Here is a 23,682-nt window from a genome sequence, read left to right on the forward strand (position 1 = left end):
ATGCACCAAAATTGTTTGTTTACCGCTTATCAGTTTTTGTCGTTACAAAGTCTCCAATAAATTGAATGACAAATACAACTATTAAAATAAATATTGTTGCCATAAGCGTTACATCTTCACGGCTGCGCTGGAATCCATCGATAAATGCTAAGTTTCCTAATCCGCCAGCACCAATAATACCAGCCATTGCTGTATAACCTACCAATGTAACAGCTGTTACTGTAATCCCTGATAAAAGTGCAGGTAATGCTTCAGGGATGAGCACTTTCCAAATAATAGTCGAAGTTTTTGCCCCCATTGAACGAGCTGCTTCTATTACACCTTTGTCAATTTCTCTCAACGCGATTAATACCATTCTGGCATAAAATGGGGCAGCACCGACAATAAGTGCAGGTAATGCTGCATTAACCCCACGGATTGTCCCAAGTAAAAACTTTGTAAATGGAATTAATAAAATAATTAATACGATAAATGGAATAGAGCGGAAAATATTTACCAGCGATCCAGTTATAAAGTTTGCCACTTTATTTGCCCAAACTTGATGTGGGCTAGTTAAAAATAATAGAATCCCAATAGCTAATCCAAGAACAAATGTTGCACCAGTTGAGATGATCGTCATATAAAGGGTGTCATATGTAGCTTGCCACATATCCTCCCAACTTACATTTGGAAATAATGTACTAAGCATGTTCAATCACCTCCGTTTGAATTTCATTTGATTTAAGGAGATTTAATGCTTGTACAACATTTGAGTTTTCTCCATCAATTTGAACAATTAATGTTCCATATGGTCCATTTGCTGTTTGCGAAATATTCCCGTGAACAATATTTACTTCTACATCAAATTGCTTAATTAGCTGTGAAATAATTGGCTGTTCTGTTTTGTTGCCAATAAACGTTAATTTTACAATTTTCCCTGTTGGATAGTTTGCTAAAACCTGTTCGATTGATACTTTAGTCTCTTTTGTTCCCGAAACCTGCATTACGAAATTTTTTGTTATTTCAGCTTGCGGATTTTGGAATACTCGGAGTACCTCGCCTGTTTCCACAATTCGTCCAGCTTCCATCACTGCAACACGATGGCAAATTTTTTGAATTACATGCATTTCATGTGTAATAAGAACAATTGAAAGGCCTAAACGCTTATTAATATCAAGTAAAAGCTCTAGTATTGAATCCGTTGTTTCTGGATCTAATGCACTCGTCGCTTCGTCACAAAGTAATACTTCTGGATTGTTTGCAAGAGCTCTAGCAATGCCGACACGCTGCTTTTGTCCACCTGATAATTGTGATGGATATGCGTTTTCTCTGCCAGATAATCCAACTAAATCAATCAGCTCTTTTACTTTCTTTGCTCGTTCGCTTTTCGCTACACCTGCAATTTCTAATGGAAATGCAATATTCTCTGCAACTGTACGAGACCATAACAAATTAAAATGTTGGAAAATCATACTTATCTTTTGGCGAGCAAGGCGCAATTTACTCCCTGATATAGATGAAATTTGTTGACCATTTACATTAACTGTTCCACTTGTTGGCTTTTCAAGACCATTTAACAATCGAATTAATGTACTTTTTCCGGCACCGCTGTAACCGATAATTCCAAAAATTTCACCTTTATTAATCGTCAAATTGACATCTTGAACAGCAGTCAGCTCGCCATTCTTCGTTTTATATACTTTTGTTATATCCTTTAATTCGATCATATTTGTACTCCTTTAAGATACGCTGTTACGTATTTGTACCGCGACAAAGCATTATAATATTCTCTATACTTTTCTAGCATATATACTTAATTTAAAATAAAACCCCTTCTACACAGATAAGTAGAAGGGGCATCGTACATTGTTATGTTTATACGCTAACCGTTCTCTTATCTTTCAAAGTATCCACTTCGCGTGACTTGGCACCTTTTCACATATTGTGATGGTTGCCGGGTTTCATAGGGCACTTCCCTCCACCGCTCTTTATAAGAGTTACGATATTAAATTTTAAATATTACGAATGTAACTTTATCATGTTAGTTTGATATAGTCAACATTTTTTTCAACTTTTCATATAGGTATGGTACGGATTGGAAAGCATACACTTTTTCAACAATTTCTCCATTATTACTAATGAGTAAGCATGGAACACTTTCGATTTGATAGTCAAATGCAAGTTCTTCTATAAAATTGATATTAGCTTTTCCAATTGGAACTTCAGGCAATAACTTTTCGATTACTTCCATCATCTTAGATGCTACGGCACAAGTACCACACATTGGCGTATATAAATAGAACGCTGCTAAATTATTTTGCTTTATCGTTTGCTCCCAATGTTGTTTTGTCCACTCTTCCATTGTTATCAGTCCTACTATCATTAATTTAATCAAGTACTAGAATTTATAACTCTCCTCAGGCTTCTATGCAAGATTAAGGTTTTACGCCTCACTGGATGAGGATAAATATTGTTTATGAACAGAAAATTTAGCTTCACTTAACAGATGAGCCAACACTTTCTTCGGTGCATTGGCAACCTCAATATATGTTCTAGGAATACAAAGATGGATAGCCTCTGAATAAATTCTTTTCGTTAGCTTTCTCAACTTCTCTCCCGAATTATCTGCATCAAATAAAGTATAAAGTTTACATTCTTCAAAAGGTTCAAGCAAATCTAGCAATGCATCTTCACTTATAGTACCATTTGTACAAATGATTTTTACGTCTTCAGCAAAGATTGGTGCAATGTTCAACTTATCCGATCGACCCTCAACAATTATACACTTTTCAACAGTCATTTGCTCACCCCACGGTTTGTAAGTAATATAAGCTAAAAATGAAGAGCATAAACACCCTTAGCTGCGCTACTCTAAAACGTAATATCATAGATCTAGCCGATTATGCTTTTTTCTTATCCCTAAGCTTGGTCGTCATCAACGTCTAAGAGACTATTGGCTGAAATCACATAGTTAATTTCATTAGCTTGGAGAAGGCCTCGATCAGCTGGGTGGCTTGCGCTAACACTCTTCAATAAAAATTATATTTCTTATTTTTAAAAAGAAGGTGGTTTAATATTATATTTTATTGTAAAAAAAACGCCAGTGTTATTCTGGCGTTTTTTATATATCATATTCTTATTCAGCATCAATTAATTCATCATATTGCTCAGGAGTTAATAAAGCTTCAACTTCTGAAACATCTGTCGGTTCCACAACAATCATCCATGCCTTGTCATATGGAGAATCATTAACGAATTCTGGGTTATCTTCTAGTTCAGAATTTACTTCAACCACTTTTCCTGAAATAGGCGCATATAGCTCTGAAACTGTTTTAACAGACTCAACACTACCGAATGGTTCGTTCAATTGAATCTCGTCACCGATTTGCGGTAATTCAACAAATACGATATCACCTAATTCAGATTGTGCAAAATGCGTAATACCAACGCGTACTTTTCCATCTTCAACTTTTACCCATTCGTGCTCTTTTGAGTAACGTAAATCTTTCGGTGTGCTCACTCAAAACCCCTCCAATTTATGTAGTTCCATCAAGTTCAGTGTGACATATTTTTTTGGTAAAAACAAGTTAGTAAAGCTCATTATTTCCAAGATTCTATGAATTCCTGCTCTTTAAATCCTAATGTCACTTTTTGTCCATCTGTTACAATTGGACGTTTAATTAACATTCCATCTGAGGCAAGAAGTTCCAACTGCTCATCTTCAGTCATTGTTGTTAATTTATCCTTTAAACCTAAAGATTTATACTTCATACCAGATGTATTAAAAAATTTCTTAAGTGGAAGTCCACTTTTTTCCCATAAAGATTTTAATTGCTCTTTCGTCGGTGTTTGTTCCACAATATGTAATGCTTCGTATTTGATTCCGTTCTCATCTAACCATTTTTGTGCTTTCTTACAAGTTGTGCATCGTGGGTAATGAATAAATTGTAGCATTTGCAAAAAGCTCCTTTAACTAATGTTATTTATCTAATAAAGATATTAACTTAAATAGTAATAAATTGCGAAATTTTTCTTAGCAGATATATAAGTTGAAGAGCCATTACAATAAATAATATTCTAACAATCGTCATACAAAACAATATGTACAATTCAAAAGCCGATGCAAACTGAACTGACCAAAAAAAGTAGATTGGTGTCTAACTTTTAAAGGGCATATCCTACAGATATTACCTCGGCTTTTGAGGGAAAAATGTCTGGAATCCAGATAAACGCCGTTTCTTCCTTAAGACATTACTGAGTTTTAAATATATACTATACTAATAACCCGCCGCCATTTTTAATGTATTGTTGAATACCTTCTGCCGCCCTATATGACAATGCACCTAGAGTACCAGTAGGATTGAAACAAGAGTTATGAGGGAATGCAGATGCACCTACTACGAAAACGTTTTCTACTTCCCACATTTGAAGATAGGTATTTAGTGCAGAAGTTTCACGATCTACCCCCATAATTACCCCGCCAGTATTATGAGTATTTGTATCTTTATTTACACTGAAATTCCCTTGTTCTTCAGCTGTTTCAATAATATCAGCACCAATTTTTTCACCGATTTCACGAGTTTTTTGCGCCATAAATTTTACCATTTCACGGTCATTATCTGTGTATTCATAAGTCATTCGAAGTAATGGATAACCCCAAGCATCCTTGAATTCTGGGTCCAAGTCTAAATAGTTTTCACGGTGTGGCATGCTTGCCCCTTGCGTTTTAACTGGAAAGTTTGCGTTAGCATATTTAATGGATTGTTTCTTAAATTCTGCGCCCCAGTTCGGTGTCCCTTTTGGTACACGGTTCACTGCGATTGGACGATCACCGTATTGTGTAGAACGAATACCAGCACCATGGATAAAGTTTACATCAGAGTGATCAAAGTTATCACCCATCCACTCTGCAATTTCTATCCCTAAAGCACCTGCACCACCATATAAGTTAAATTGACGGTCTTCAAAGAATAATTGAGTTGTACCACCTGTTACTTGGTAGCAATAATTTTTGCCAATTGTTCCTTTTCCAGTTTTCGGGTTGTATGGGGTACCTAAATTTGAATTTAATAAAAGACGTGTGTTATTAAATACATAAGAAGCAACAACGACAACATCAGCTGGTTGTTCAAATCGTTCTCCTGTTAACATATCAACGTAGATTACACCCGTTGCTTTTCCACCCGAAGAAGTAATTTCTAAAACGTTTGCATGTGTACGTAAATCTAGTTTTCCAGTTTGTTTAGCAACTGGGATTACTGTTACTGCCGGGTCCCCTTTAGCACCATATTCACAACCAAAGTTTTCACAGTATGCACAGTATTGACATGCTCCACGTGAAATTCCATCTGGATTTGTATAGTTTTCCGAAAGATTTGCAGCCGGTATTACAAACGGTTTATAACCAAGAGATTTAGCTGCCTTTTCAAAAGTTTTCATTAAAGGCGTCTTTACTAAAGGGCCTGTTGGATATGGATTTTTTCGTGGTCCCCAAAGTTCTGGTACCTCTTCACCTGAAATACCTGCCATTTTTTCGAACTTATCATAATAGGGCTCCATTTCATCGTACGTAATTCCCCAGTCCTGCAACGTCATCCAATCTGGAATTTTCCCTTCACCATATCGTTCTACGGTTTTTGAACGAATTTCGAAGTCATAGGGTAAGAAACGATATGTTTGTCCATTCCAGTGAGTGCCTGCACCACCAACACCATCGCCAACAATAAATGTTCCATAATAACGCATTGGCAGTGCTTTACCTTCCATTGTATTACGATACGTAATGGTTTCTTTTGATAAGTCTTGCATAAGTTCCGTTCTGTGTTGATAACGAAGTTCATCGTGAACCATTGTATAGTCAGCTGTTGTACGATCTTTACCACGTTCTAAGCCAACAACATTGATTCCCGCTTTTGTTAACTCCGCTGATACAATACCACCTGCCCAACCCATTCCGATTACAACTACAGGTACTTTTTCTAATTTGGTTGCCATCTATCCTTAGTCCTTTCTATGCTGTTGATTTCATTAGCTCATATGACTGCTTAAGCCCTCTGGTTTCAATTCAATAAATTCATCACTTTGAATTTCGTTTACATATTGCATACGTGTTCCTGGGTATTTACGCATTGCCCAGCCTTTCATTTCATTGTTACCACCATACATCGGATCAGCATAAACTCCTTCTATCGTCATTGTACGCAGTAAGCTGAAAAATTCAGCCGAACTAGTATCACCATATAGTGTTACATTTCCTTCACTGAAGGCTGTTAACACTTCATCTTGTTGTTCTGGTTCTAATCCAGTAAATACTGCATCATAGTTTTGTTTAGAATATTCATCTAATGCTTCTAAGCCAGCTCTAAACAAATCTTTACGTAATAAAACAGTTTGAGGACTTTGGTTATCAGCTGGCTTATAAAAAGCACCAAGACGGTAATCCTTTACATTATTTCCCCATTGACCCGCTAATTGGTGATCAATATAAATTGCTGCACCTAATTCTTTTGCCCCTGGTCCGTTTTCATCTTCAGGATAGATTCGCTCTACAGCAGCTGCTGTAGTTTGATATTCAGCAGGTTTAAAAAACATTAACGCATGGTTGTACTGTGTAACTGCTCCACCATGTGCTGACTCTTCAGTTGGAGTTGTAGTAGTTGCATTATTGTTATTTTTTACAAAAAGGCTTGTAACAGCTCCACCAAGAACTAAACCACCAAGTGTTAAACCCGAATTTTTTATAAAATTGCGTCTTGTTGAGCGTTTTTCTGTAAAGCTATTTTTCTTTTCTGACATACTGACTCCTCCTTTTTAACCAAATAAAGTTCCAAAATTAAAATATATTGAGAACACAACTGCTGTAACAATAATTGTAAACATAAATGCTACATGTTCAGCTCCTAACCAACACCCGATGATAATGGATAAGCCAACAGCTGAACCGATTAGTGCAAAAGCAGGTACTGTTCCGTAGAAGGTTTCAATTGAAAATGCACAACCAGCAGTGAATGTGATTCCCGCTAACATTTGGATGATTAGAAATAGTTCTTCTCTGTTATACTCTGTCATAATATCCTTCCTTACCCTTGTGAAATATATTCTTACTAGTTTGTATTTTAAGCGTGTATTATTTTCTAGTTTTTAAATCAAATATTTATTTTTTTTTGCATACTTATTTTTTATTTTTTCATACTTAGAATGGTGGTGATAATTATGGAAGATAAAGAATTTACCCTAATCGAACATTTAACTGAACTACGGACAAGGCTTATTATTATATCTAGTACCTTTTTAATCACACTAATAATCGGATTTCTATTTGCACCTGATTTATTACAGTTTATCAAGTCACAAGAAGTTGCTCAGAATGTTGATTGGAACGTTTTTGGCTACACGGATGGTATTTCTATCTATGTGAAATGTGCTCTATTGATTTCTATCTGTTTAACCTTGCCAATTGCAATGCATCAACTATGGTTATTTATGAAACCTGGATTAACAGAAAAAGAAGCAACTAGTACTGCAACATTTATCCCTGCCGCATTTCTATTATTTTTACTTGGAGTTGTATTTAGTTATTTCATCTTATTTCCTCTCATGCTCAATTTTATGTCTAGTATTAATAAGTCCATCGGTGCAACAGAAACTTATGGTATGAAGCAATACTTCACATTAATGTTTAATTTAATAATTCCTGTAGGATTGGTATTTGAGTTGCCAGTAATAATTTTATTTATGACAAAATTAGGAATCGTTACACCTGATCGATTAAAAAAGATGAGAAAGGTTTCATATTTTATTTTGATTGTCATTGGAGTTATGATCTCACCACCCGATTTCGTATCAGACTTTTTAATTATCATTCCACTACTACTTTTATTTGAAATAAGTATTATCATTTCGGAGAAAACTTATAAGAAAGAATTCCCAAAAAGAGTACAAACTATTGAATAAACATATACAAAACAGAGGAGAATTTCATCATGATACAATCTATAGGTGTACCGGGGTTAATCATTATATTAGTAATAGCTCTAATTCTTTTCGGACCATCTAAATTACCTCAATTAGGACGTGCCTTTGGTCAAACATTGAGGGAGTTTAAAGATTCAACAAAGGGTGTAGTTGATGAAGTAACTGAGGAATTTAATATAGAAGAAGTTAAGAAACAAGAAAAAACAAATTAGCCATTTCCCTTCAAAATAATCGTCTCTAAAAGGAAATAAGGCGATATTGAGCTAGCTATTTGACCGTTCAATAAAAGAAAAAATTTTGAAGTTTAATGAAGTGCAAACCAAGAAATCTTAGGATAGTCCTTACTTTCTCGGGCACTCTAATTATATCCACCTGACTAACGAATATGATGACGTGCTAAGAACGAAAGGAGGGAATTTTTATTATGTGGAAAAAGTCGATTTACGCTTTGATCCTTGGCAGTACATTTTTAGTTGGATGTAATACACAGGACGAAAATTCCGTAAACGAAGAAAGCTCCGTAAATAACGAAAATGCAAACGAAATTTTAGAAGATGTCAATGAAGGTGTAGATGGAACACTAGAAAGCGATTCATATAATGATAATGCAAACGGTAATGATATTAACAATGGTACTGACGGCAAAGGCGGTAAAGGCGAGGATGCTTATAATGATGCAACTCGTGGAGCTGACGGTCAAGACTTCAATAGTGAAAATGGTACAGATAGCTCCGAACGTAAAGACATAGAAAATGATAAAGAAGCTGATCAAAATAACCGTGAATAGCAAAAAATAATTAGCAACAACATTAATTTGACGGATTTCTTTGATACGAGGAAAGGGCTACCCATATATGAGCAGCCCTTTTTACTATTGTTTAAATATCAATATAAACCTTTGCACCTGTGATGATTACAGTCTGATTCTCCATAAGATTACATTTCATCTACGAAGAAAGCTTCCAACAATCGCAAAGGGGCCGTCTCGAAATGGCTCTACAGACGGTCATTCTATAAAATTCAATTGATTCTTAAACTACATATTTTTCTGCTTCAATTAACTTCTCAGCAGCTTCGCGTTTTTTCTTAATGATATTATATGGATTGCTGCGTGTTAATTTACGAAGTGCAGAAAGCGTCATTTTGCCAGCATCACCTTCAACTGAAGCAAGGATCGTTTCTTTCGCCTCTTTTTCAATTTCAGCGAATGCTTCTTGGCAGAAAATTTCAGTATAAAGAATTTTTTGTTTAGACTTTTCTACACCGTCACGCTCAATTGCTTTCGCAGTACGAATGACTGCTGATTCCATTGCATAAAGTTGGTTTGCAATATTTGCAATGTTCACTAAAACTTCTTGCTCAGCTTCAAGCTTTGTACCAAATGCTTGTGCAGCAACTCCTGCAGCTAAAATACCAATTTTCTTTGCATTTTTAACAAGATATTTTTCTTGTGCTAATGGCTCATCACTAATTTCTTCAGGCATTAACATTAATAATTCTTCCTGTAATTTTTGTGCTGCTTGAAGAAGAGGAAGCTCGCCTTTTAACGCTTTTTTCATAAATGTACCTGGAACGATTAAACGGTTAATTTCATTTGTTCCCTCAAAGATACGGTTAATACGTGAGTCACGGTAAATACGCTCTACCTCATATTCAGCCATAAAGCCATAACCGCCATGTAATTGAACTGCTTCATCGGCAATATAATCAAGTGTTTCAGAGCCAAATACTTTTGCGATTGAACATTCAATAGCATATTCTGCAATTGCAGCAGCAATTGCTCTACCGTCTTTTTGTTCTTCAGGCGACAATTGGCTTAAACGATCTTCAAAATATCCAACTGTTCGGTAATTTAAAGACTCTGAAGCATATAGATGTGAAGCCATTGTTGCAAGCTTTTCTTTAGTTAAGTTAAAGCTTGAAATCGGCGTCTTAAATTGTTGGCGTTGATTTGTATATGCAGCAGCAAGTTCAAAAGTACGTTTTGATGCCCCAACTGTACCAACACCTAATTTATAACGACCGATGTTTAAAATGTTGAAAGCAATTACATGACCACGTCCAACTTCACCAAGCAAATTTTCAACCGGCACTTGGGCATCTTGTAAAATTAATGTACGTGTAGAGGATGATTTAATCCCCATTTTCTTTTCCTCAGCACCTACTGAAACGCCTGGGAATGTACGTTCAACAATGAAAGCAGAGAATTTATCGCCATCAATTTTTGCATACACTACAAAAACATCTGCAAATCCTGCGTTTGTAATCCATTGTTTTTCACCATTTAAAATGTAATGCGTACCCGCTTCATTTAATTTTGCCACCGTTTTTGCGCCTAAAGCATCTGAACCTGAGCCTGGTTCTGTTAATGCATAAGCAGCAATCAATTCACCTGATGCAAGCTTCGGTAAATATTTGGACTTTTGTTCATGGTTACCGAATAATACGATTGGCAATGACCCAATACCAACATGAGCACCATGAGTAATAGAGAATCCACCTGCTGGCGACATTTTCTCTGCAATTAGTGCTGATGAAATTTTATCTAAACCAAGCCCTTCATACTCTTCTGGCACATCTGCAGCAAGTAATCCTAGCTCACCAGCTTTTTTCAACAAACGTACTGAATGCTCAAATTCATGATTTTCTAGATTTTCAACTACAGGTTTTACTTCTGTTTCAACGTATTCGGCTGTAGTCTGAGCAATCATTTTTTGCTCATCAGTAAAATCCTCTGGTGTAATTACTCGCTCTAAATCAACGTCTTCAATTAAAAAACTGCCGCCTTTAATAATATTTGTTGTTTGAACCATTCATAATTCCTCCCCTTTAATTTAGTAGTAAAAGATATTTTAAGTGATAGTAAATTTTTACTCTTTCAAAAGATTTATAGAAAAGCTTTAAGCAAAATCATTTCGGAGGCAACGGTAGATTTTATTGCTTAAAGCCAATCCCCGAATAGAATTTTTATAATACTTCAAATACCCCAGCAGCGCCCATTCCGCCGCCAATACACATCGTTACAACACCATACTTTTTACCTTGACGTTTTAACTCGTGAATGAGTTTTAAAGTAAGAATGGCACCTGTTGCACCTAGAGGGTGGCCTAATGCAATAGCTCCCCCATTGACATTCACTTTATCCATGTCAATTCCTAAATGACGGACAACTTGGATTGATTGAGATGCAAATGCTTCATTTAACTCCCATAAGTCAATTTCTTCTAGAGAAAGACCAGCAATTTTTAGTGCTTTTGGAACTGCTTCAATCGGTCCAATCCCCATTACTTCAGGTGGAACTCCTCCAACAGCAAAGCCTAAAAATTTTGCCATAGGTTTTAGTCCTTGCGCCTCTGCTTCTTCCCGATCCATAACGAGTACCGCCGCTGCTCCATCGGATGTTTGAGAGGAGTTGCCTGCTGTTACAGACCCTTTCACATTAAAAGCGGGACGCAATTTTGCTAGCCCTTCTATTGAAGTATCTAGTCTCACACCTTCATCTGTGTCGAATATAAAAGTTTTCTTTTGAAGCTTGTTATTGTCATCAACATAATGCTGTACAACCTCAATAGGAACAATTTCTTCTTTAAACTTGCCCTCTTTTATGGCGTTTGCTGCAAGTTGGTGTGATCTTAGTGCAAATGCATCTTGATCTTCCCTGCTAACCTCGTAACGATTTGCAACTTCTTCAGCGGTATGCCCCATACTCATATAGTATTGTGGAGCTTCTTCTGCTAATTTCGGATTTAAACGAACCGTATTGCCAGTCATCGGAATCATACTCATTGACTCCACACCACCTGCTAAAATAGCTTTCGAATGACCTAGCATGACACGTTCTGCTGCATAAGCGATAGCTTGTAATCCTGAAGAGCAGAAACGATTTATTGTAATTGCTGGTGTTGTATCTGGTAGACCCGCTAATGCACCAATATTTCTTGCGATATTCATCCCTTGTTCTGCTTCTGGCATTGCACAGCCCATAATTAGATCATCTATTTGCCCTTCATAGCCTGCTCTTTTTAAAGTTTCTTTCACTACAACTGCACCGAAATCATCGGGACGTACAGTTGCTAAAGAACCTTTCTTAGCTTTGCCAATTGGTGTTCGTGCACCTGCTACAATTACGGCTTCACGCATGTTGATATATCCCCCTTATCGATTGCTTTTACAATTACATAAAAGCGAATTTTAGTTGCGTAATGGCTTACCTTTTACTAACATGTGCTGCATACGCTGCTGTGATTTTGGATCCGCTACAAGTTGTAAAAACGCTTCACGTTCCAGGTTTAGCAAATATTCCTCTGTTACTTCTGTTCCGTATGGTACTAAACCACCTGCAATAACATAAGCAAGTTTTTTCGCAATTTTTAAATCATGCTCACTAATATAGCCTGATTGGAACATACCTTGTGCCCCTAGCAGCAATGTTGCATAGCCTGGAGCTCCTACTACTTTTATTTTCTTTGGAATCGGCGCTGTATATCCTGCTTCATAAAGAGCTAGGGCAACTTGTTTTGCGTCATATATTAAGTGATCTGGATTCACTGAAATGCCGTCAGCAAAGTTTAAGAAATTATTTTCTCTTGCTTCTTCACCTGAAGTAGAAACTTTTGCAAGGGCAATTGTTTCAAATACTTTATTTGCAATTGCTTGATAATCAATCTCTACTCCATTTGGCAAACCTTTTAGGAATTTTTCATAAAGTCCTAGGTTACCGCCGCCACCAGGAATCAATCCAACACCTACTTCAACTAATCCCATATATGTTTCAGCCGATGCTTGGATATGTGAAGCCGGTAAACAAACCTCTGATCCTCCACCCAATGTCATGCCAAAAGGTGCTGCAACGACAGGCTTTTTACAATATTTAATACGACGCATCGCTTTTTGGAACGCCCGAATTGTAAAGTCCAACTCAAAAATATTATCATCCTGAGCTTCCATTAAAATCATGCCAAGGTTTGCTCCAACGCAGAAGTTTTTACCTTGGTTTCCGATCACAAGCCCTTTATAGTTCGCTTCTACTTCATCGATAGCGAAATTTATCATTTGGACAATATCTAGACCGATTGCATTGGATTTTGAATGAAATTCTAATAAAGCAATGCCATCTCCTAAATCTATTAAGCTAGCACCAGAATTTGATTTAATAACACCATGTTTTTTCTTATAACGCTTTAAATCAATTACTTTTTCATTTACTGGTACTTTTTCATATTGAGAGCCATTATAAAATGCTAAATCTCCATCGATTTCTGAATAAAAGGTTTCATAGCCTTTTGCCAATAATTCTTTTACAAAAGCAGGTACTTCTCTGCCCTCAGATTCCATCTTTTCTACTGATTGCTTAACACCGATTGCATCCCATAGCTCAAATGGCCCCTGTGTCCAACCGAATCCCCATTTCATTGCATTATCAATTTCTACGATATTATCAGCAATAATGCCTGTTAACTCTGCTGAATAAATTAATGTAGGGGCAAATATATTCCATAAAAGCTCCCCAACACGATCATTTGCATACACTAGAGTCTTCACTTTATTTGATAGACCTTTTGTTTGCTTCGCCATTTCAATAGATGGTGATTGTAATTTTTTCACCGGTACATACTCGAATGAAGCTGGGGCGATCTCAAAAATTTCTTTTCCTTTTTTAACAAAGAAACCTTGACCTGATTTTGCACCTAGCCAGCCGTTTTCAACCATCTTTTTCATAAACTCAGGAACTTCAAAAACTTTTTGTTCTTCACCTGTTGTTTGATCATACACTGTCTTTGCAACATGAACGAAAGTATCTAGACCAACAACATCTAAAGTTCTAAAAGTTGCTGACTTAGGTCTACCAATTAGTGGACCAGTTACAGAATCTACTTCACCAACTGAGTAACCACGTTCCAGCATTTCACGAAGAGTTACAAGTAAACCATATGTTCCAATTCGATTCGCTACAAAGTTTGGTGTATCTTTTCCAATAACTACCCCCTTACCTAACACATCCTCAGCAAAGGTTTTCATGAAAGAAACAACTTCCGGCAACGTTTGCTCCGTTGGAATTACTTCTAATAATTTTAAATAGCGTGGTGGGTTAAAGAAGTGTGTTCCTAAGAAATGTTTTTGAAAATCTTCTGAACGCCCCTTTACCATCTCATTGACACTTATACCAGAAGTATTTGAGCTAACAATCGTCCCTGGTTTTCGAACCGCATCTACTCTTTCAAATAAATTTTGCTTTACTTCCAAGTTTTCGACTACAACTTCAATAATCCAGTCTACGTCTTTTAGTTTTTCTAAATCATCCTCTAAATTCCCAACAGTAAGCAAAGCTAAGTTTTGGTTTGAAGTAAGTGGTGCAGGCTTATGTTTTAATAATTTTTGAACAGCTGAACTTGCAAAACGATTACGAACTACGGCGTGATCTAATGTTAAGCCTTTTGCTTCCTCATCCTTTGTCAATTCCTTTGGCACAATGTCTAAAATTAATGTTGGAATTCCGATATTTGCTAGATGTGCAGCAATACCTGAACCCATAACCCCCGAGCCTAGTACGGCTGCTTTTTGAATGTTGTAAGTCATAAGCATCCCCCTTATCAATTACTTGAATGAATACTCATTCATTTTATGTTTAAAAAAAATAACTTCGAAGAAAATAAAAGTTTTAAACAGTTTTTCTGTTCTTAGTGTAGTTGATTTTGTCAATTTTAGCAATAATTTATTTTCAATTTTCTAAAAATAAATTAGTAGTTTTAATGATTTAATAGCTTTATAACTATTTTATGAACAGTCATTCATTAAGTCAAATTACTTTTCAAAATTTATAAAATGTGTAAACTACATGTAAGGAGTGTGATTATTAATGAAAGAAATTACTACAGAACAACAATTTAATGAAATTATTGGTACGGAGAAGTCTGTTATCGTAAAATTTTTCGCTGGCTGGTGCCCTGATTGTACACGTATGAACATGTTCATCGATCCAATTATCGAGGAATATAACCAATACGACTGGTATGAAATTAATCGCGATGAGTTTCCAGAACTTGCAGAAAAATACCAAGTAATGGGGATTCCAAGTTTATTAATCTTTAAAAATGGAGAAAAGTTAGCTCACTTGCACAGTGCAAACGCTAAATCTCCAGAGCAAGTAATTGAGTTTTTAACTGCACAAGCGTAAGACTTAAAAAAGTCTGGTTCTTTACCACAATTAAATATCTTATATAATCTGCTCATTTTTTAGTAATGAGCAGATTTTTAATTACTTTAACTTTTCGTTATCTTTTATAGGAAAGTATTTTGTGTAAGCGCAGTTCACAATTTAAGTGGACTTCTAATTCCTCTAAGTACAATCCCCGCTCCTCTAGCGGGTTGTAATGTTATCATTCACATTTAAAATTCTAAATAATTCATCTAGTTTATTAATTTCATATGTAGGAATTACGTTAATATGATTATCTTTCTTTTTTAAGTTTACCCAGCATGTATCAATACCTGCTCTAAATCCTCCTGTAATATCCGCGCTCAATGAATCCCCAATAATTAATGTACTTTCAAGTTGAATGTCGCCAATTTTTGAAAATACATAATCAAAAAACTCCTTCATTGGTTTTTGATAATTTGTATCCTCTGAAACAAATATATTTTTAAAATATGGATATAAACCCGAATCATTCAATCTTTTATATTGAGTTTTAGATTCTCCATTTGTGACAACATATAAATCAAACTGTTGAGAAAGCCGTTTAACTAATTCAATAGCTCCATCCACTAGATGATGACCTTCAGCTAAATATTTCCGATAGTTTTTTTCTAATGCGGCTCCATCTACTTGTTTGCCGTATTGTTCAAATAGAAGAGAAAAGCGAGTATTAACTACTTCATCCCTTTCCATCTCTCCATCCTCATAGGCTTTCCACAATCGGCTATTGAGCTTTTTATATTGCTCTTTAATTTCCGGTGTTAATGTTATTTGCTGGTCCTTAAATAAATTAATTAACGCCTCTTCTTCAGTTGCACCAAAATCTAATAAAGTATCATCCAAATCGAATAATAAAGTTCTATAGTGTTTCAAAAAAAGCACCTCCAAATTTTACGCTCTTTCATTGAAAAATTAACTTAATCTAGCTCTCCATAAGTCTATTTTCATAATATCATAATCAGAAAAGAGAAAGTTTATCATGAATCTAGTAGAAACAATTAGAAGAAACTCCTAAGAGTCAAGTATGATTTTTCCTTTGGATATATGCCACATGCATTCGATAAAAGACAGACCAGGGATGCTATAATGAAGAAGTTAAAAGAGATTCAATATGGGGGTGAAAAAATTGCGTGTTTTACTTCAAGTAGCCGGGATGTCACAGTACAGCAATGAGATAGACCCACAGCTTCGCAATTCAGCTTGTGGTCCAACTACAGTTTATGTCATATTAAATTATTTACAAAGAGGCCGACAGTTTTCCGAAAATGTAAACGAACTGTATAAACTTCTTGGCGGAACAAAAATCGGCTTATTTAAATGGAGACTTATTAAAAATTTAAGAAAATATTTAGGTCCAAAATGGAATATTGCAGGCTGTACGCTTAAAGAAGCTCTTCAGCAGCTTGACGAAGGAAATCCTGTTGCGATGAAATTTGATAAATATTTTACTTGGCAATGGAAGGCTAATCCGGCTTTTAAATATCATTGGGTACCGTTAATTGGCTATGAAATAAGAAATAACGAGCTTTTTTTAATCCTTCATGATAACGGCGGACGGAATAGAGAAAGCCAAATTCGAACAGTGCGGTATGCCAATAATGAGAAAGTATTGAGCTTTGTAAAAATAGAGCCGAAGTAAATGATAAATATCAATTACTTCGGCTCTTTAAGTAGCTATACTAAGGAATACAAGCTTCGAGCATGTTTTGCTATAAGCTTAAATCCTTTTTGTTCAAGTTTTTCAAATGTTTCATTTGAATAATCAACGATTTGTAAGTCATGCAAATCTGCAGGAATTGGCATTTCTCTGTGTATTGTGGCTAGTTTAAGAGAAAGCTGCAACATTTCCATATAATCAGAAATTTTAGTACGCTGTGCAGGTTTTAACTCATCTAAATTGTTTAATACACCATCTATGGAACCATATTTCTGAATGAGCTGCAGGGCTGTTTTAGGGCCGATTCCTTTTACACCCGGATAGCCGTCACTTGAATCTCCCATAAACGCCTTTACGTCAGCAAATTGATGTGGCTCAATAACATATTCTTCTTTAAAACGCTCTTCTGTATAAACGTCATATTCTGAATAACCTTTTTTCGTAAAGGCAATTTTAGTCGTAGGGTTTAACAATTGCAATAAATCTTTATCGCCGCTTATAACTGTGATCTCCGCTTCATTTTTCCACTTTTCAATCATCGAACCAATTGTATCGTCAGCTTCCATACCAACTTCACCAAAGTTTTTCCAGCCGATCATTTCTGAAACTTCTCTTGCCATATCAAATTGTGGCAACATTTCTACTGGAGGTGCTGGTCGATTTGCCTTGTATCCGTCAAACAATTCATTGCGGAAAGTTTGAGTTCCCATATCCCAACATACTGCTAAATGTGTCGGCTTCATAATAGATTGAGCTGTCAAAACATGGCGTGCAAAACCTTGTACCCCATTCGTTGGCGTCCCATCTTCCAATCGAATAAAATGGCCCATAGCACTTGATGCGAAAAAAGAACGAAATAGCAATGCCATTCCATCAACTACTAAAAGATGTGGTTTATTTGTCATTTTCATAATCCTCTCTAATTCTAGTCCTATTATTATAACATCTCTAAATTAGAAATGATGGTAAAGGTACTTATAAATAATTGGAAACAATTAAAGAGTTCATTATTTTTTCAGTTTATATGTTCTACCTGTCAAACTATTTATTTGCAGCAGTATATTACTAAAGCGGGATTTCGTTATATATCCTGAATAAACATTGACAACATTTCCCCCAAAGTTTTCATTTAAATCCTTGAGCAAGCTGATGTCTCGTAAATCCCCAAAATCATAAACTTTATAACCTAAGCGCTGAAATCGCTTCATATTTTCCCAGCAAAGGTAATAGTATGCATTTTTAAAAGCTTCATTTTCTTCTTGTAAAGACTGGCCTGTCGTATATAAAGACATGACATTTTGTCCATCTACAGCATAAACACGATAACATAAAGTATTGTTATCATCGGTTACCTTCGTTATTATAAGTCCATTTTTATCTCGAAGAAGTATTAATGTCTGTAAAGCGTAGCGGTTTATTTTTTGTATTTTGTTTTGTGCAGCATAAACATTATAAAACCGTTGAAACTCAATAATTTGATCATTGGAAGGTTGTTGGATGATTGAAACAGCCCAATCATTCGCTTTGATGTTTTGTATTACATTCTTTATAGTGGAAGACATCTCTGCAAACAATAATTGTTCATTTTTTCTTAAATCAATGTGGATAGTTTGCTGTTTTTGGAGCTGACGACTAGGCTTTAGTCGATGTGTATAATTAATTACTTTCGGTACATACCGACTTTCACTCTTTAGTTCATAAAAAAATACTTCGTTAAAAGGCAATGCAAGAAACTTTCTACTTATTTGCAACATTAATTACACTCCTTTGTTTTCTATTTTTTTCTATTAGTGAAAGCTTTTAAAATCTATGGCTTTATACTTTTCTATATTATTTATTGATTAGAAATATACTTAATTTCAAAAAAGTTATTTTAAATAATTGCACAAATATGTAAGTTGGTAAAAATAAGTATTATATTTTAATAACAAAAATAGCAGTCATATTACCTGGGAAATATTTAATGTATTGAAAGAACAATATTTAACGGACTCAAATAATAGCTATTATATTTAGCAATATAATGAAAATATTCTTCAAGAATATCATTACCATTATTTACTAACTTTTATACTCATTAATAAAATTTATAATGATGTATTGCAATTGCTTTTTTTCAATATACTTTTTGGATAATTAATCGCATTGTCATCTGTTACAAAATGGAAGTTTTAGTGGTTGAATGGTATAATGAAGTTGTAGCAAAACTGAGGTTTCGAGGGTGGTTGGCACATCTTTTGCTTTCCAATTAACTCACAACTTGTGAGCGGAAAGGAGATGATGCCGATGATGACAGTTTATGAAGTGTTGATAATTTCTATAAGTTTTTCATCGCTTGTAGTTGCAATACTTTCGCTGTCGTTTACTTTTTCAAAGAGAAAGTAAAAACCACCCCAGATACCTTTAGCGCAGGGTAGGGATGGTTTTTTAATCGCCTTGTGCCAATCGCCTTGAAGCGATTAGTTTTGTTACAAGACCGTTTAGTGTGTCCAGCACTATCGGTCTTTTTATTTTTCGATTATTTCACTTGAATTATAACACACAATTTATAATATTCAAATTATGGAAATTAAACACTTTCATTAAAAAATATTTAGTCTAAGTTACTCCATTTTTTTTATATCTCGAATTGCCTGGATGGATAATCGTACAAGCAATACCGCGCAAAGGAACAATCCTAAATAGGCTGCTGCATTTAGATAAATTGCATAAGCAGTATTAATAAATTGCGAAATGGCTAATAGTGCTACCGATATAATCCCAAATGTAATTCCGACTAATAACAAGATAAATTTTGAAAATAATTGAGTAATGAATTTCGCATTATTTTTATCTGAAAAAATATCATGGTGTAAAATAACCTTGCCATCCTCCACACGCTTAAACAATTGATCTACTCTTCGCGGGATTTTTCGCAAATTCGGTATGATTAACGAAAGTTCCTCTTCTAGCCTATCTTTTGTAGCAAGTGGTTCTTTAAAAGGCTTTTTAAATGCCAGCTTTAAATAGCGATTTGAAAACAATTTCGATTCCTCAAATATATTAAATGAAGAATCTATAATTCTTAGTGTGCCATCCAATGTAACAATTACACGCAATGCTACGCTAACTGATGGGTAAAATTGGAGGCCAAAGTCGCGAATTACTGTGAAAATTGAGTAAACTAACTCATCAGCTTGAACACGACCAACATAGGAAATTTTCAGCAATATTTGACTTATTGCCTGCTCTAATTCATTTCTGTCAACATCTGCTTTATTTTTTACTAATAATGATATGCCATCAAATAAAATGGAAGCATCACTTTGTTGTATTCCTATAAAGAATAATTTTAATCCTTCCTGTTGAGAGGATGACAGCCGACAAACTGCACCAAAATCAAGCAATGTAATTTCACCTGTGTCCACATCAACATAAATGTTCCCTGGATGAGGGTCTGCATGGAAAATTCCGGATACTAGTGCTTGTTCTAAATATGAAAAGAATAAGGTTTCCGCAATAGCTGAACAATTGATATGATCCAGCTGTTGCTTACTTGCAACACTTACCCCCTTTGCAAAACTCATAACAAGTAAATTTTCATTACTATATTGCTCATATACTTTAGGAATATTAACTTTTAAATCGCTTCGTTTCATAACATTACTGATTTGAATCATATTGCGGGCTTCAATATTAAAATCAATTTCCTCCCGCAATGATGCTGCAAAACCTTCAGCCAAATCCCGAAAACCAAGATTTTCGGCCCATTGAGATTTACTCGTTACCCATTTTGCAAATTCTATTAATATACTTAAATCCTCCCGCATAATCTCCTTCACTTCAGGTCGCAGCAATTTGACGACAACTTGTTCATTCGTTTTACGCAAAATTGCTTTATGAACTTGGCCAATTGAAGCTGCTGCAATCGGGGTCATCTTAAAATAAGAAAATACTTCATTCACTTCTCCTGGCAAGTTTTGTTGTAAAATGTCATTCACCTGTTTTTCTGTAAGAGGCGTAACATTTTGTTGTAATTTCTCAAGCTCTTCGATGAAAATAGGTGAAAATAATTCCTTCCTTGTAGATAGCACTTGACCAAATTTAATAAATATTCCCCCACATTGCTCAAGTGTATCTCTTAACGCAATCGCTAATTCTCTATCAGAATCTCGATTTCTTGCATATTTCATCGTTCTTGTAATGCCATTTGTTACGGCAATTTTTAGTACATTTCGCAACCGTTTTTGATGACGCCAGTAGCCAATCATGCGCATAATAAGGGATTTTTTCCCGACGGTTTGTTCATTAGTGATTGGATCAAATAACTCGAAAAATAAATATATGAGCATAGTAATAAGTAACATACTACCAATCCATAACAAAGTGGCGACACTAACAACACTATTTACAGTATCGAAAGAGTTATTTGTTCCTCTTAAATATGTATACCAGAAAATAAAAGTTGTGAATGAGACACTAATAACAACTGAAAATATTCGCTTTATTAGATTTACATTTGATCCTATTAATCGTCCACTTACAAAATAGATTACTATGGAAACAAGTAATATTTGAACGATTTGTTGAAAAAAATACATTCCCCTCACTCACTTTCTCGTTAACGTATTTTGTCTTTTACTTTTTTATTGAACAATTAATGATGATTTCAACATTCCCTCTTAATGCTTTACTGATCATACAGCTTTGCTCTGCTTTATATGCTAATTTTTCCGCTATTCGAACATTTTTATCTAAATCCTCTTGCAAAAAAATTGTTATATTGTGGATAATCTTTTTGTATGTATATATATTATTCGAAGTATGGACAATTCCCTCTGATTGAAGAGAAAGGCTTGCTTTTATTTTCGAATATTCCAGCATCGTTGCAAGCGAGATTATATAGCAAGTAGCTGCAGCACCAAGCAGCATTTCATCAGGATTTGTCCCAATTCCAGGGCCGTTCATTTCTTTTGGAATGGATACCGCTGTATTTAACTGTCCACATTTTATTTTACCAGAATCATTTCTTCCCCCATCCCAAGTACTTTCAAGTCTAAATACGTGTTCAACAACATCCATTGCTTGTATCCCTCCATCGTTACTAAAATATTCTTTACTGCTACTATACCATTACTAAAAGTATTGAAAAAAAGAAAAGACTATAAAGAAAAACAGAGGCATCTTTTACAGGATGTCTGTAAAATGTGTCCTTGTGTTTCTAAACATTATTCATCAATTCTATATTCATATTTAATAAAAAGGGACCATCTCATTTGTGAAACGGTCCCCCATACATTATATACAGATAAATGTTTATGATAATTCTATCGTCTCAATAGTTGGTTCTTCATCAATTCCTACTGAGTGAATCTTAATCTCATTTGAATCTTTGGCAAAAACTACTCCGTGAAGGCGGCCACGCTCATAGATTGCCCCTCCTCCATCGATGCCAATTTTCTTACTGCAAGGTGATATCCATACTTTGCTTGACTTATCTTCATTAATCAAAATGGTTGGTGTGTGTCCAAAAACAACAATTTCCTTTGCTAAATGTGGTGTAGAGTAAAATTCTTCTCTAACCCAATAAAAATCGTCTTTTTTTGTATCCCTAAAATTTTCAACCTTTGCGTCAATACCCGCATGAACAAAGAGGAATGGATCCCAATGATAGAAACGTCTTAAATTTTTAAGAAATTGAATGATTTCAACATTATTTTCTTGAATCGTTTCTGTAATTTCATTTACAGAATATCTATCCAATATTTGATTAAAGGAAGGCTCCGAGTAAAAACTTTGAATAGTAGCAGCGCCTCCAACCTTTGGGTTAAAGTAAAATTCAGAAATTTCTTCTGGTTTTTCTAACCAATTTAAAAATAGTTGCTCGTGATTTCCACTCAAAGTAATTGCATCAAAGTCTTTTGAAAGCTGAATGACTTTTTGCAAAACCTTTACACTATCAGGACCACGATCAATATAATCTCCTAAGAAAACTAATTGTTCTTCCTCTTGATTCCAGTATTGGAGCAGCCGCTCTAACAATTCGTAACTTCCATGAATGTCACCAATTGCAAATACTTTATCCATTCCCACACCCCATTTTGCTTAACAACAATTTAATTTATTTCATCTACTTGTAATAATATGTAATATTATACTATTTTGCTTCCGGCTTCAAAACTAAACCCCTTTTTTTAAAAAAGCAATTTCTACATTTAGCTCCACAGCCAACAACAACTCATTATCACTTGTCTTACTGGCTACATAGTCGTGATTGTTCTGATTCCCTGTGGCTTTGAAATAACGGTTTTCCTAATAATTTAATTAAAAAATAATACCTGTTACATAATGGTTTCTTTTCTAATAGACAAATGTAAAAATTAATTGTATAATAAAGATAATAATTATATTGCTTCATATCTAATGAATTCACATGTTACAAAAAGTAATCGTGATCGTTCGGTACTTTTTGTAATGTGTGAATTTTTTTAGTATTTGGAAGTAATTAGTTATTGATTAAATTTTTTGGAGGTCTTTTAAAATGACACAAGGTACAGTAAAATGGTTTAACTCAGAAAAAGGTTTTGGATTCATCGAAGTTGAAGGTGGAAACGACGTATTCGTACACTTCTCAGCTATCCAAGGCGAAGGTTTCAAATCTTTAGAAGAAGGTCAAAAAGTTGAATTCACAGTTGAAGAAGGAAACCGCGGACCACAAGCTTCTAACGTTGTAAAACTTTAATTTAAAATGAAAAGGCCATCCGAAATTCGGATGGCCTCAGGTTGTTGACAAAAGACCTTCAGAATGGGCTTATTCTGAAGGTCTTTTGTAATTTTAATAGATTATTGGGTATTTAACCGACTTATTTGGGGTAAAAACACTCTTCGAGTATTATAT

At 35.0% G+C, this 23,682-nt stretch carries 24 protein-coding genes and 1 riboswitch; of the genes, 6 read left to right on the top strand and 18 right to left on the bottom strand.

Annotation, left to right across the window (positions count from 1 at the left end):
• Window positions 1–19: 19 nt before the first annotated feature.
• The 9 genes from EKG35_RS09880 to EKG35_RS09920 form a co-directional block, all read right to left on the bottom strand.
• Window positions 20–688, bottom strand: coding sequence for a methionine ABC transporter permease (locus EKG35_RS09880; protein WP_126294287.1), 669 nt, complete (start codon window positions 686–688; stop codon window positions 20–22).
• Entirely contained in the window at window positions 681–1,706 is a 1,026-nt protein-coding gene (locus EKG35_RS09885; RefSeq protein WP_126294288.1) for a methionine ABC transporter ATP-binding protein, read from the bottom strand. Before EKG35_RS09885 ends, EKG35_RS09880 begins: the two co-directional genes overlap by 8 nt.
• 164 nt (window positions 1,707–1,870) lie before the next feature.
• Window positions 1,871–1,976, bottom strand: a riboswitch (SAM riboswitch).
• Between the two features lie 44 nt (window positions 1,977–2,020).
• A complete protein-coding gene (locus tag EKG35_RS09890; RefSeq protein WP_126294309.1) occupies window positions 2,021–2,341 on the bottom strand; it encodes a thioredoxin family protein in 321 nt (106 codons plus the stop codon).
• Between the two features lie 81 nt (window positions 2,342–2,422).
• Window positions 2,423–2,779: a toprim domain-containing protein gene (locus tag EKG35_RS09895; RefSeq protein ID WP_126294289.1), complete on the bottom strand. Its 357-nt coding sequence runs from the start codon at window positions 2,777–2,779 to the stop codon at window positions 2,423–2,425.
• Between the two features lie 336 nt (window positions 2,780–3,115).
• Window positions 3,116–3,499 (bottom strand): glycine cleavage system protein GcvH, encoded by a 384-nt coding sequence (gcvH, locus tag EKG35_RS09900; RefSeq protein WP_126294290.1) that lies wholly within the window; start codon window positions 3,497–3,499, stop codon window positions 3,116–3,118.
• 80 nt (window positions 3,500–3,579) lie between these two features.
• Window positions 3,580–3,933 (bottom strand): arsenate reductase family protein, encoded by a 354-nt coding sequence (locus EKG35_RS09905; protein WP_126294291.1) that lies wholly within the window; start codon window positions 3,931–3,933, stop codon window positions 3,580–3,582.
• 318 nt (window positions 3,934–4,251) lie between these two features.
• Entirely contained in the window at window positions 4,252–5,973 is a 1,722-nt protein-coding gene (locus EKG35_RS09910; protein WP_126294292.1) for a GMC family oxidoreductase, read from the bottom strand.
• A 33-nt stretch (window positions 5,974–6,006) separates the two neighbouring features.
• Window positions 6,007–6,774, bottom strand: coding sequence for a gluconate 2-dehydrogenase subunit 3 family protein (locus tag EKG35_RS09915; RefSeq protein ID WP_126294293.1), 768 nt, complete (start codon window positions 6,772–6,774; stop codon window positions 6,007–6,009).
• A gap of 15 nt (window positions 6,775–6,789) precedes the next feature.
• On the bottom strand, window positions 6,790–7,047 hold the full coding sequence (locus EKG35_RS09920) for a hypothetical protein (RefSeq protein ID WP_126294294.1): 258 nt from the start codon (window positions 7,045–7,047) through the stop codon (window positions 6,790–6,792).
• Between the two features lie 144 nt (window positions 7,048–7,191).
• Here EKG35_RS09920 and tatC point away from each other — a divergent pair, with 144 nt between their 5' ends.
• The 3 genes from tatC (at window position 7,192) to EKG35_RS09935 (ending at window position 8,740) form a co-directional block, all read left to right on the top strand.
• On the top strand, window positions 7,192–7,932 hold the full coding sequence (gene tatC, locus EKG35_RS09925; protein WP_126294295.1) for a twin-arginine translocase subunit TatC: 741 nt from the start codon (window positions 7,192–7,194) through the stop codon (window positions 7,930–7,932).
• Between the two features lie 29 nt (window positions 7,933–7,961).
• Entirely contained in the window at window positions 7,962–8,165 is a 204-nt protein-coding gene (gene tatA, locus EKG35_RS09930; protein ID WP_126294296.1) for a twin-arginine translocase TatA/TatE family subunit, read from the top strand.
• 212 nt (window positions 8,166–8,377) lie between these two features.
• Window positions 8,378–8,740, top strand: coding sequence for a hypothetical protein (locus EKG35_RS09935; RefSeq protein WP_126294297.1), 363 nt, complete (start codon window positions 8,378–8,380; stop codon window positions 8,738–8,740).
• 244 nt (window positions 8,741–8,984) lie between these two features.
• Here EKG35_RS09935 and EKG35_RS09940 read toward each other — a convergent pair whose 3' ends face one another.
• From EKG35_RS09940 to EKG35_RS09950, 3 genes are all read right to left on the bottom strand, one after another.
• Window positions 8,985–10,766, bottom strand: a complete 1,782-nt coding sequence (locus EKG35_RS09940) for an acyl-CoA dehydrogenase family protein (protein WP_126294298.1) — start codon at window positions 10,764–10,766, stop codon at window positions 8,985–8,987.
• 154 nt (window positions 10,767–10,920) lie between these two features.
• Window positions 10,921–12,093: an acetyl-CoA C-acetyltransferase gene (locus tag EKG35_RS09945; protein ID WP_126294299.1), complete on the bottom strand. Its 1,173-nt coding sequence runs from the start codon at window positions 12,091–12,093 to the stop codon at window positions 10,921–10,923.
• Between the two features lie 51 nt (window positions 12,094–12,144).
• A complete protein-coding gene (locus EKG35_RS09950) occupies window positions 12,145–14,529 on the bottom strand; it encodes a 3-hydroxyacyl-CoA dehydrogenase/enoyl-CoA hydratase family protein (RefSeq protein ID WP_126294300.1) in 2,385 nt (794 codons plus the stop codon).
• A gap of 280 nt (window positions 14,530–14,809) precedes the next feature.
• Between EKG35_RS09950 and EKG35_RS09955 the strand changes: the two genes are divergently transcribed.
• Window positions 14,810–15,127: a thioredoxin family protein gene (locus EKG35_RS09955; protein ID WP_126294301.1), complete on the top strand. Its 318-nt coding sequence runs from the start codon at window positions 14,810–14,812 to the stop codon at window positions 15,125–15,127.
• Between the two features lie 183 nt (window positions 15,128–15,310).
• Here the strand turns inward: EKG35_RS09955 and EKG35_RS09960 are convergent, their stop codons facing one another.
• Window positions 15,311–16,021 (bottom strand): YjjG family noncanonical pyrimidine nucleotidase, encoded by a 711-nt coding sequence (locus EKG35_RS09960; protein WP_126294302.1) that lies wholly within the window; start codon window positions 16,019–16,021, stop codon window positions 15,311–15,313.
• A gap of 253 nt (window positions 16,022–16,274) precedes the next feature.
• Here EKG35_RS09960 and EKG35_RS09965 point away from each other — a divergent pair, with 253 nt between their 5' ends.
• Window positions 16,275–16,787: a C39 family peptidase gene (locus tag EKG35_RS09965; protein WP_246020291.1), complete on the top strand. Its 513-nt coding sequence runs from the start codon at window positions 16,275–16,277 to the stop codon at window positions 16,785–16,787.
• Window positions 16,788–16,822: 35 nt separating this feature from the next.
• Here the strand turns inward: EKG35_RS09965 and EKG35_RS09970 are convergent, their stop codons facing one another.
• The 5 genes from EKG35_RS09970 to EKG35_RS09990 all read right to left on the bottom strand — a co-directional run bounded on the left by EKG35_RS09970 (window position 16,823) and on the right by EKG35_RS09990 (window position 22,871).
• Window positions 16,823–17,710 carry a 5'-3' exonuclease gene (locus EKG35_RS09970; RefSeq protein WP_185807700.1) on the bottom strand — a complete coding sequence of 296 codons (888 nt, stop codon included), beginning with the start codon at window positions 17,708–17,710 and terminating at the stop codon, window positions 16,823–16,825.
• 102 nt (window positions 17,711–17,812) lie between these two features.
• Window positions 17,813–18,559, bottom strand: a complete 747-nt coding sequence (locus tag EKG35_RS09975; protein WP_126294304.1) for a hypothetical protein — start codon at window positions 18,557–18,559, stop codon at window positions 17,813–17,815.
• Between the two features lie 849 nt (window positions 18,560–19,408).
• Window positions 19,409–21,385, bottom strand: coding sequence for an ABC1 kinase family protein (locus EKG35_RS09980; RefSeq protein WP_126294305.1), 1,977 nt, complete (start codon window positions 21,383–21,385; stop codon window positions 19,409–19,411).
• Between the two features lie 37 nt (window positions 21,386–21,422).
• A complete protein-coding gene (locus EKG35_RS09985; protein ID WP_126294306.1) occupies window positions 21,423–21,866 on the bottom strand; it encodes an SACOL1771 family peroxiredoxin in 444 nt (147 codons plus the stop codon).
• A 234-nt stretch (window positions 21,867–22,100) separates the two neighbouring features.
• The gene (locus EKG35_RS09990; RefSeq protein ID WP_126294307.1) at window positions 22,101–22,871 is read right to left on the bottom strand and encodes a metallophosphoesterase; all 771 of its coding nucleotides are present in this window, start codon (window positions 22,869–22,871) and stop codon (window positions 22,101–22,103) included.
• 454 nt (window positions 22,872–23,325) lie between these two features.
• Here EKG35_RS09990 and EKG35_RS09995 point away from each other — a divergent pair, with 454 nt between their 5' ends.
• Entirely contained in the window at window positions 23,326–23,526 is a 201-nt protein-coding gene (locus EKG35_RS09995; RefSeq protein ID WP_126294308.1) for a cold-shock protein, read from the top strand.
• Window positions 23,527–23,682: the final 156 nt, after the last annotated feature.

It is taken from the genome of Lysinibacillus telephonicus (assembly GCF_003966145.1).
GTDB classification, from domain to species: domain Bacteria; phylum Bacillota; class Bacilli; order Bacillales_A; family Planococcaceae; genus Ureibacillus; species Ureibacillus telephonicus.

Bases quoted from the DNA above. Each gene is read 5' to 3' on its own strand.
- EKG35_RS09940 (WP_126294298.1), bottom strand. From the start codon at position 10,766: ATGGTTCAAACAACAAATATTATTAAAGGCGGCAGTTTTTTAATTGAA.
- EKG35_RS09880 (WP_126294287.1), bottom strand. From the start codon at position 688: ATGCTTAGTACATTATTTCCAAATGTAAGTTGGGAGGATATGTGGCAA.
- EKG35_RS09980 (WP_126294305.1), bottom strand. From the start codon at position 21,385: ATGTATTTTTTTCAACAAATCGTTCAAATATTACTTGTTTCCATAGTA.
- EKG35_RS09890 (WP_126294309.1), bottom strand. From the start codon at position 2,341: ATGGAAGAGTGGACAAAACAACATTGGGAGCAAACGATAAAGCAAAAT.
- EKG35_RS09950 (WP_126294300.1), bottom strand. From the start codon at position 14,529: ATGACTTACAACATTCAAAAAGCAGCCGTACTAGGCTCGGGGGTTATG.
- EKG35_RS09915 (WP_126294293.1), bottom strand. From the start codon at position 6,774: ATGTCAGAAAAGAAAAATAGCTTTACAGAAAAACGCTCAACAAGACGC.
- EKG35_RS09955 (WP_126294301.1), top strand. From the start codon at position 14,810: ATGAAAGAAATTACTACAGAACAACAATTTAATGAAATTATTGGTACG.
- EKG35_RS09905 (WP_126294291.1), bottom strand. From the start codon at position 3,933: ATGCTACAATTTATTCATTACCCACGATGCACAACTTGTAAGAAAGCA.
- EKG35_RS09970 (WP_185807700.1), bottom strand. From the start codon at position 17,710: ATGACAAATAAACCACATCTTTTAGTAGTTGATGGAATGGCATTGCTA.
- EKG35_RS09975 (WP_126294304.1), bottom strand. From the start codon at position 18,559: ATGTTGCAAATAAGTAGAAAGTTTCTTGCATTGCCTTTTAACGAAGTA.
- tatA (WP_126294296.1), top strand. From the start codon at position 7,962: ATGATACAATCTATAGGTGTACCGGGGTTAATCATTATATTAGTAATA.
- EKG35_RS09885 (WP_126294288.1), bottom strand. From the start codon at position 1,706: ATGATCGAATTAAAGGATATAACAAAAGTATATAAAACGAAGAATGGC.
- EKG35_RS09895 (WP_126294289.1), bottom strand. From the start codon at position 2,779: ATGACTGTTGAAAAGTGTATAATTGTTGAGGGTCGATCGGATAAGTTG.
- EKG35_RS09995 (WP_126294308.1), top strand. From the start codon at position 23,326: ATGACACAAGGTACAGTAAAATGGTTTAACTCAGAAAAAGGTTTTGGA.
- EKG35_RS09985 (WP_126294306.1), bottom strand. From the start codon at position 21,866: ATGGATGTTGTTGAACACGTATTTAGACTTGAAAGTACTTGGGATGGG.
- EKG35_RS09990 (WP_126294307.1), bottom strand. From the start codon at position 22,871: ATGGATAAAGTATTTGCAATTGGTGACATTCATGGAAGTTACGAATTG.
- EKG35_RS09910 (WP_126294292.1), bottom strand. From the start codon at position 5,973: ATGGCAACCAAATTAGAAAAAGTACCTGTAGTTGTAATCGGAATGGGT.
- EKG35_RS09935 (WP_126294297.1), top strand. From the start codon at position 8,378: ATGTGGAAAAAGTCGATTTACGCTTTGATCCTTGGCAGTACATTTTTA.
- EKG35_RS09945 (WP_126294299.1), bottom strand. From the start codon at position 12,093: ATGCGTGAAGCCGTAATTGTAGCAGGTGCACGAACACCAATTGGCAAA.
- EKG35_RS09920 (WP_126294294.1), bottom strand. From the start codon at position 7,047: ATGACAGAGTATAACAGAGAAGAACTATTTCTAATCATCCAAATGTTA.
- tatC (WP_126294295.1), top strand. From the start codon at position 7,192: ATGGAAGATAAAGAATTTACCCTAATCGAACATTTAACTGAACTACGG.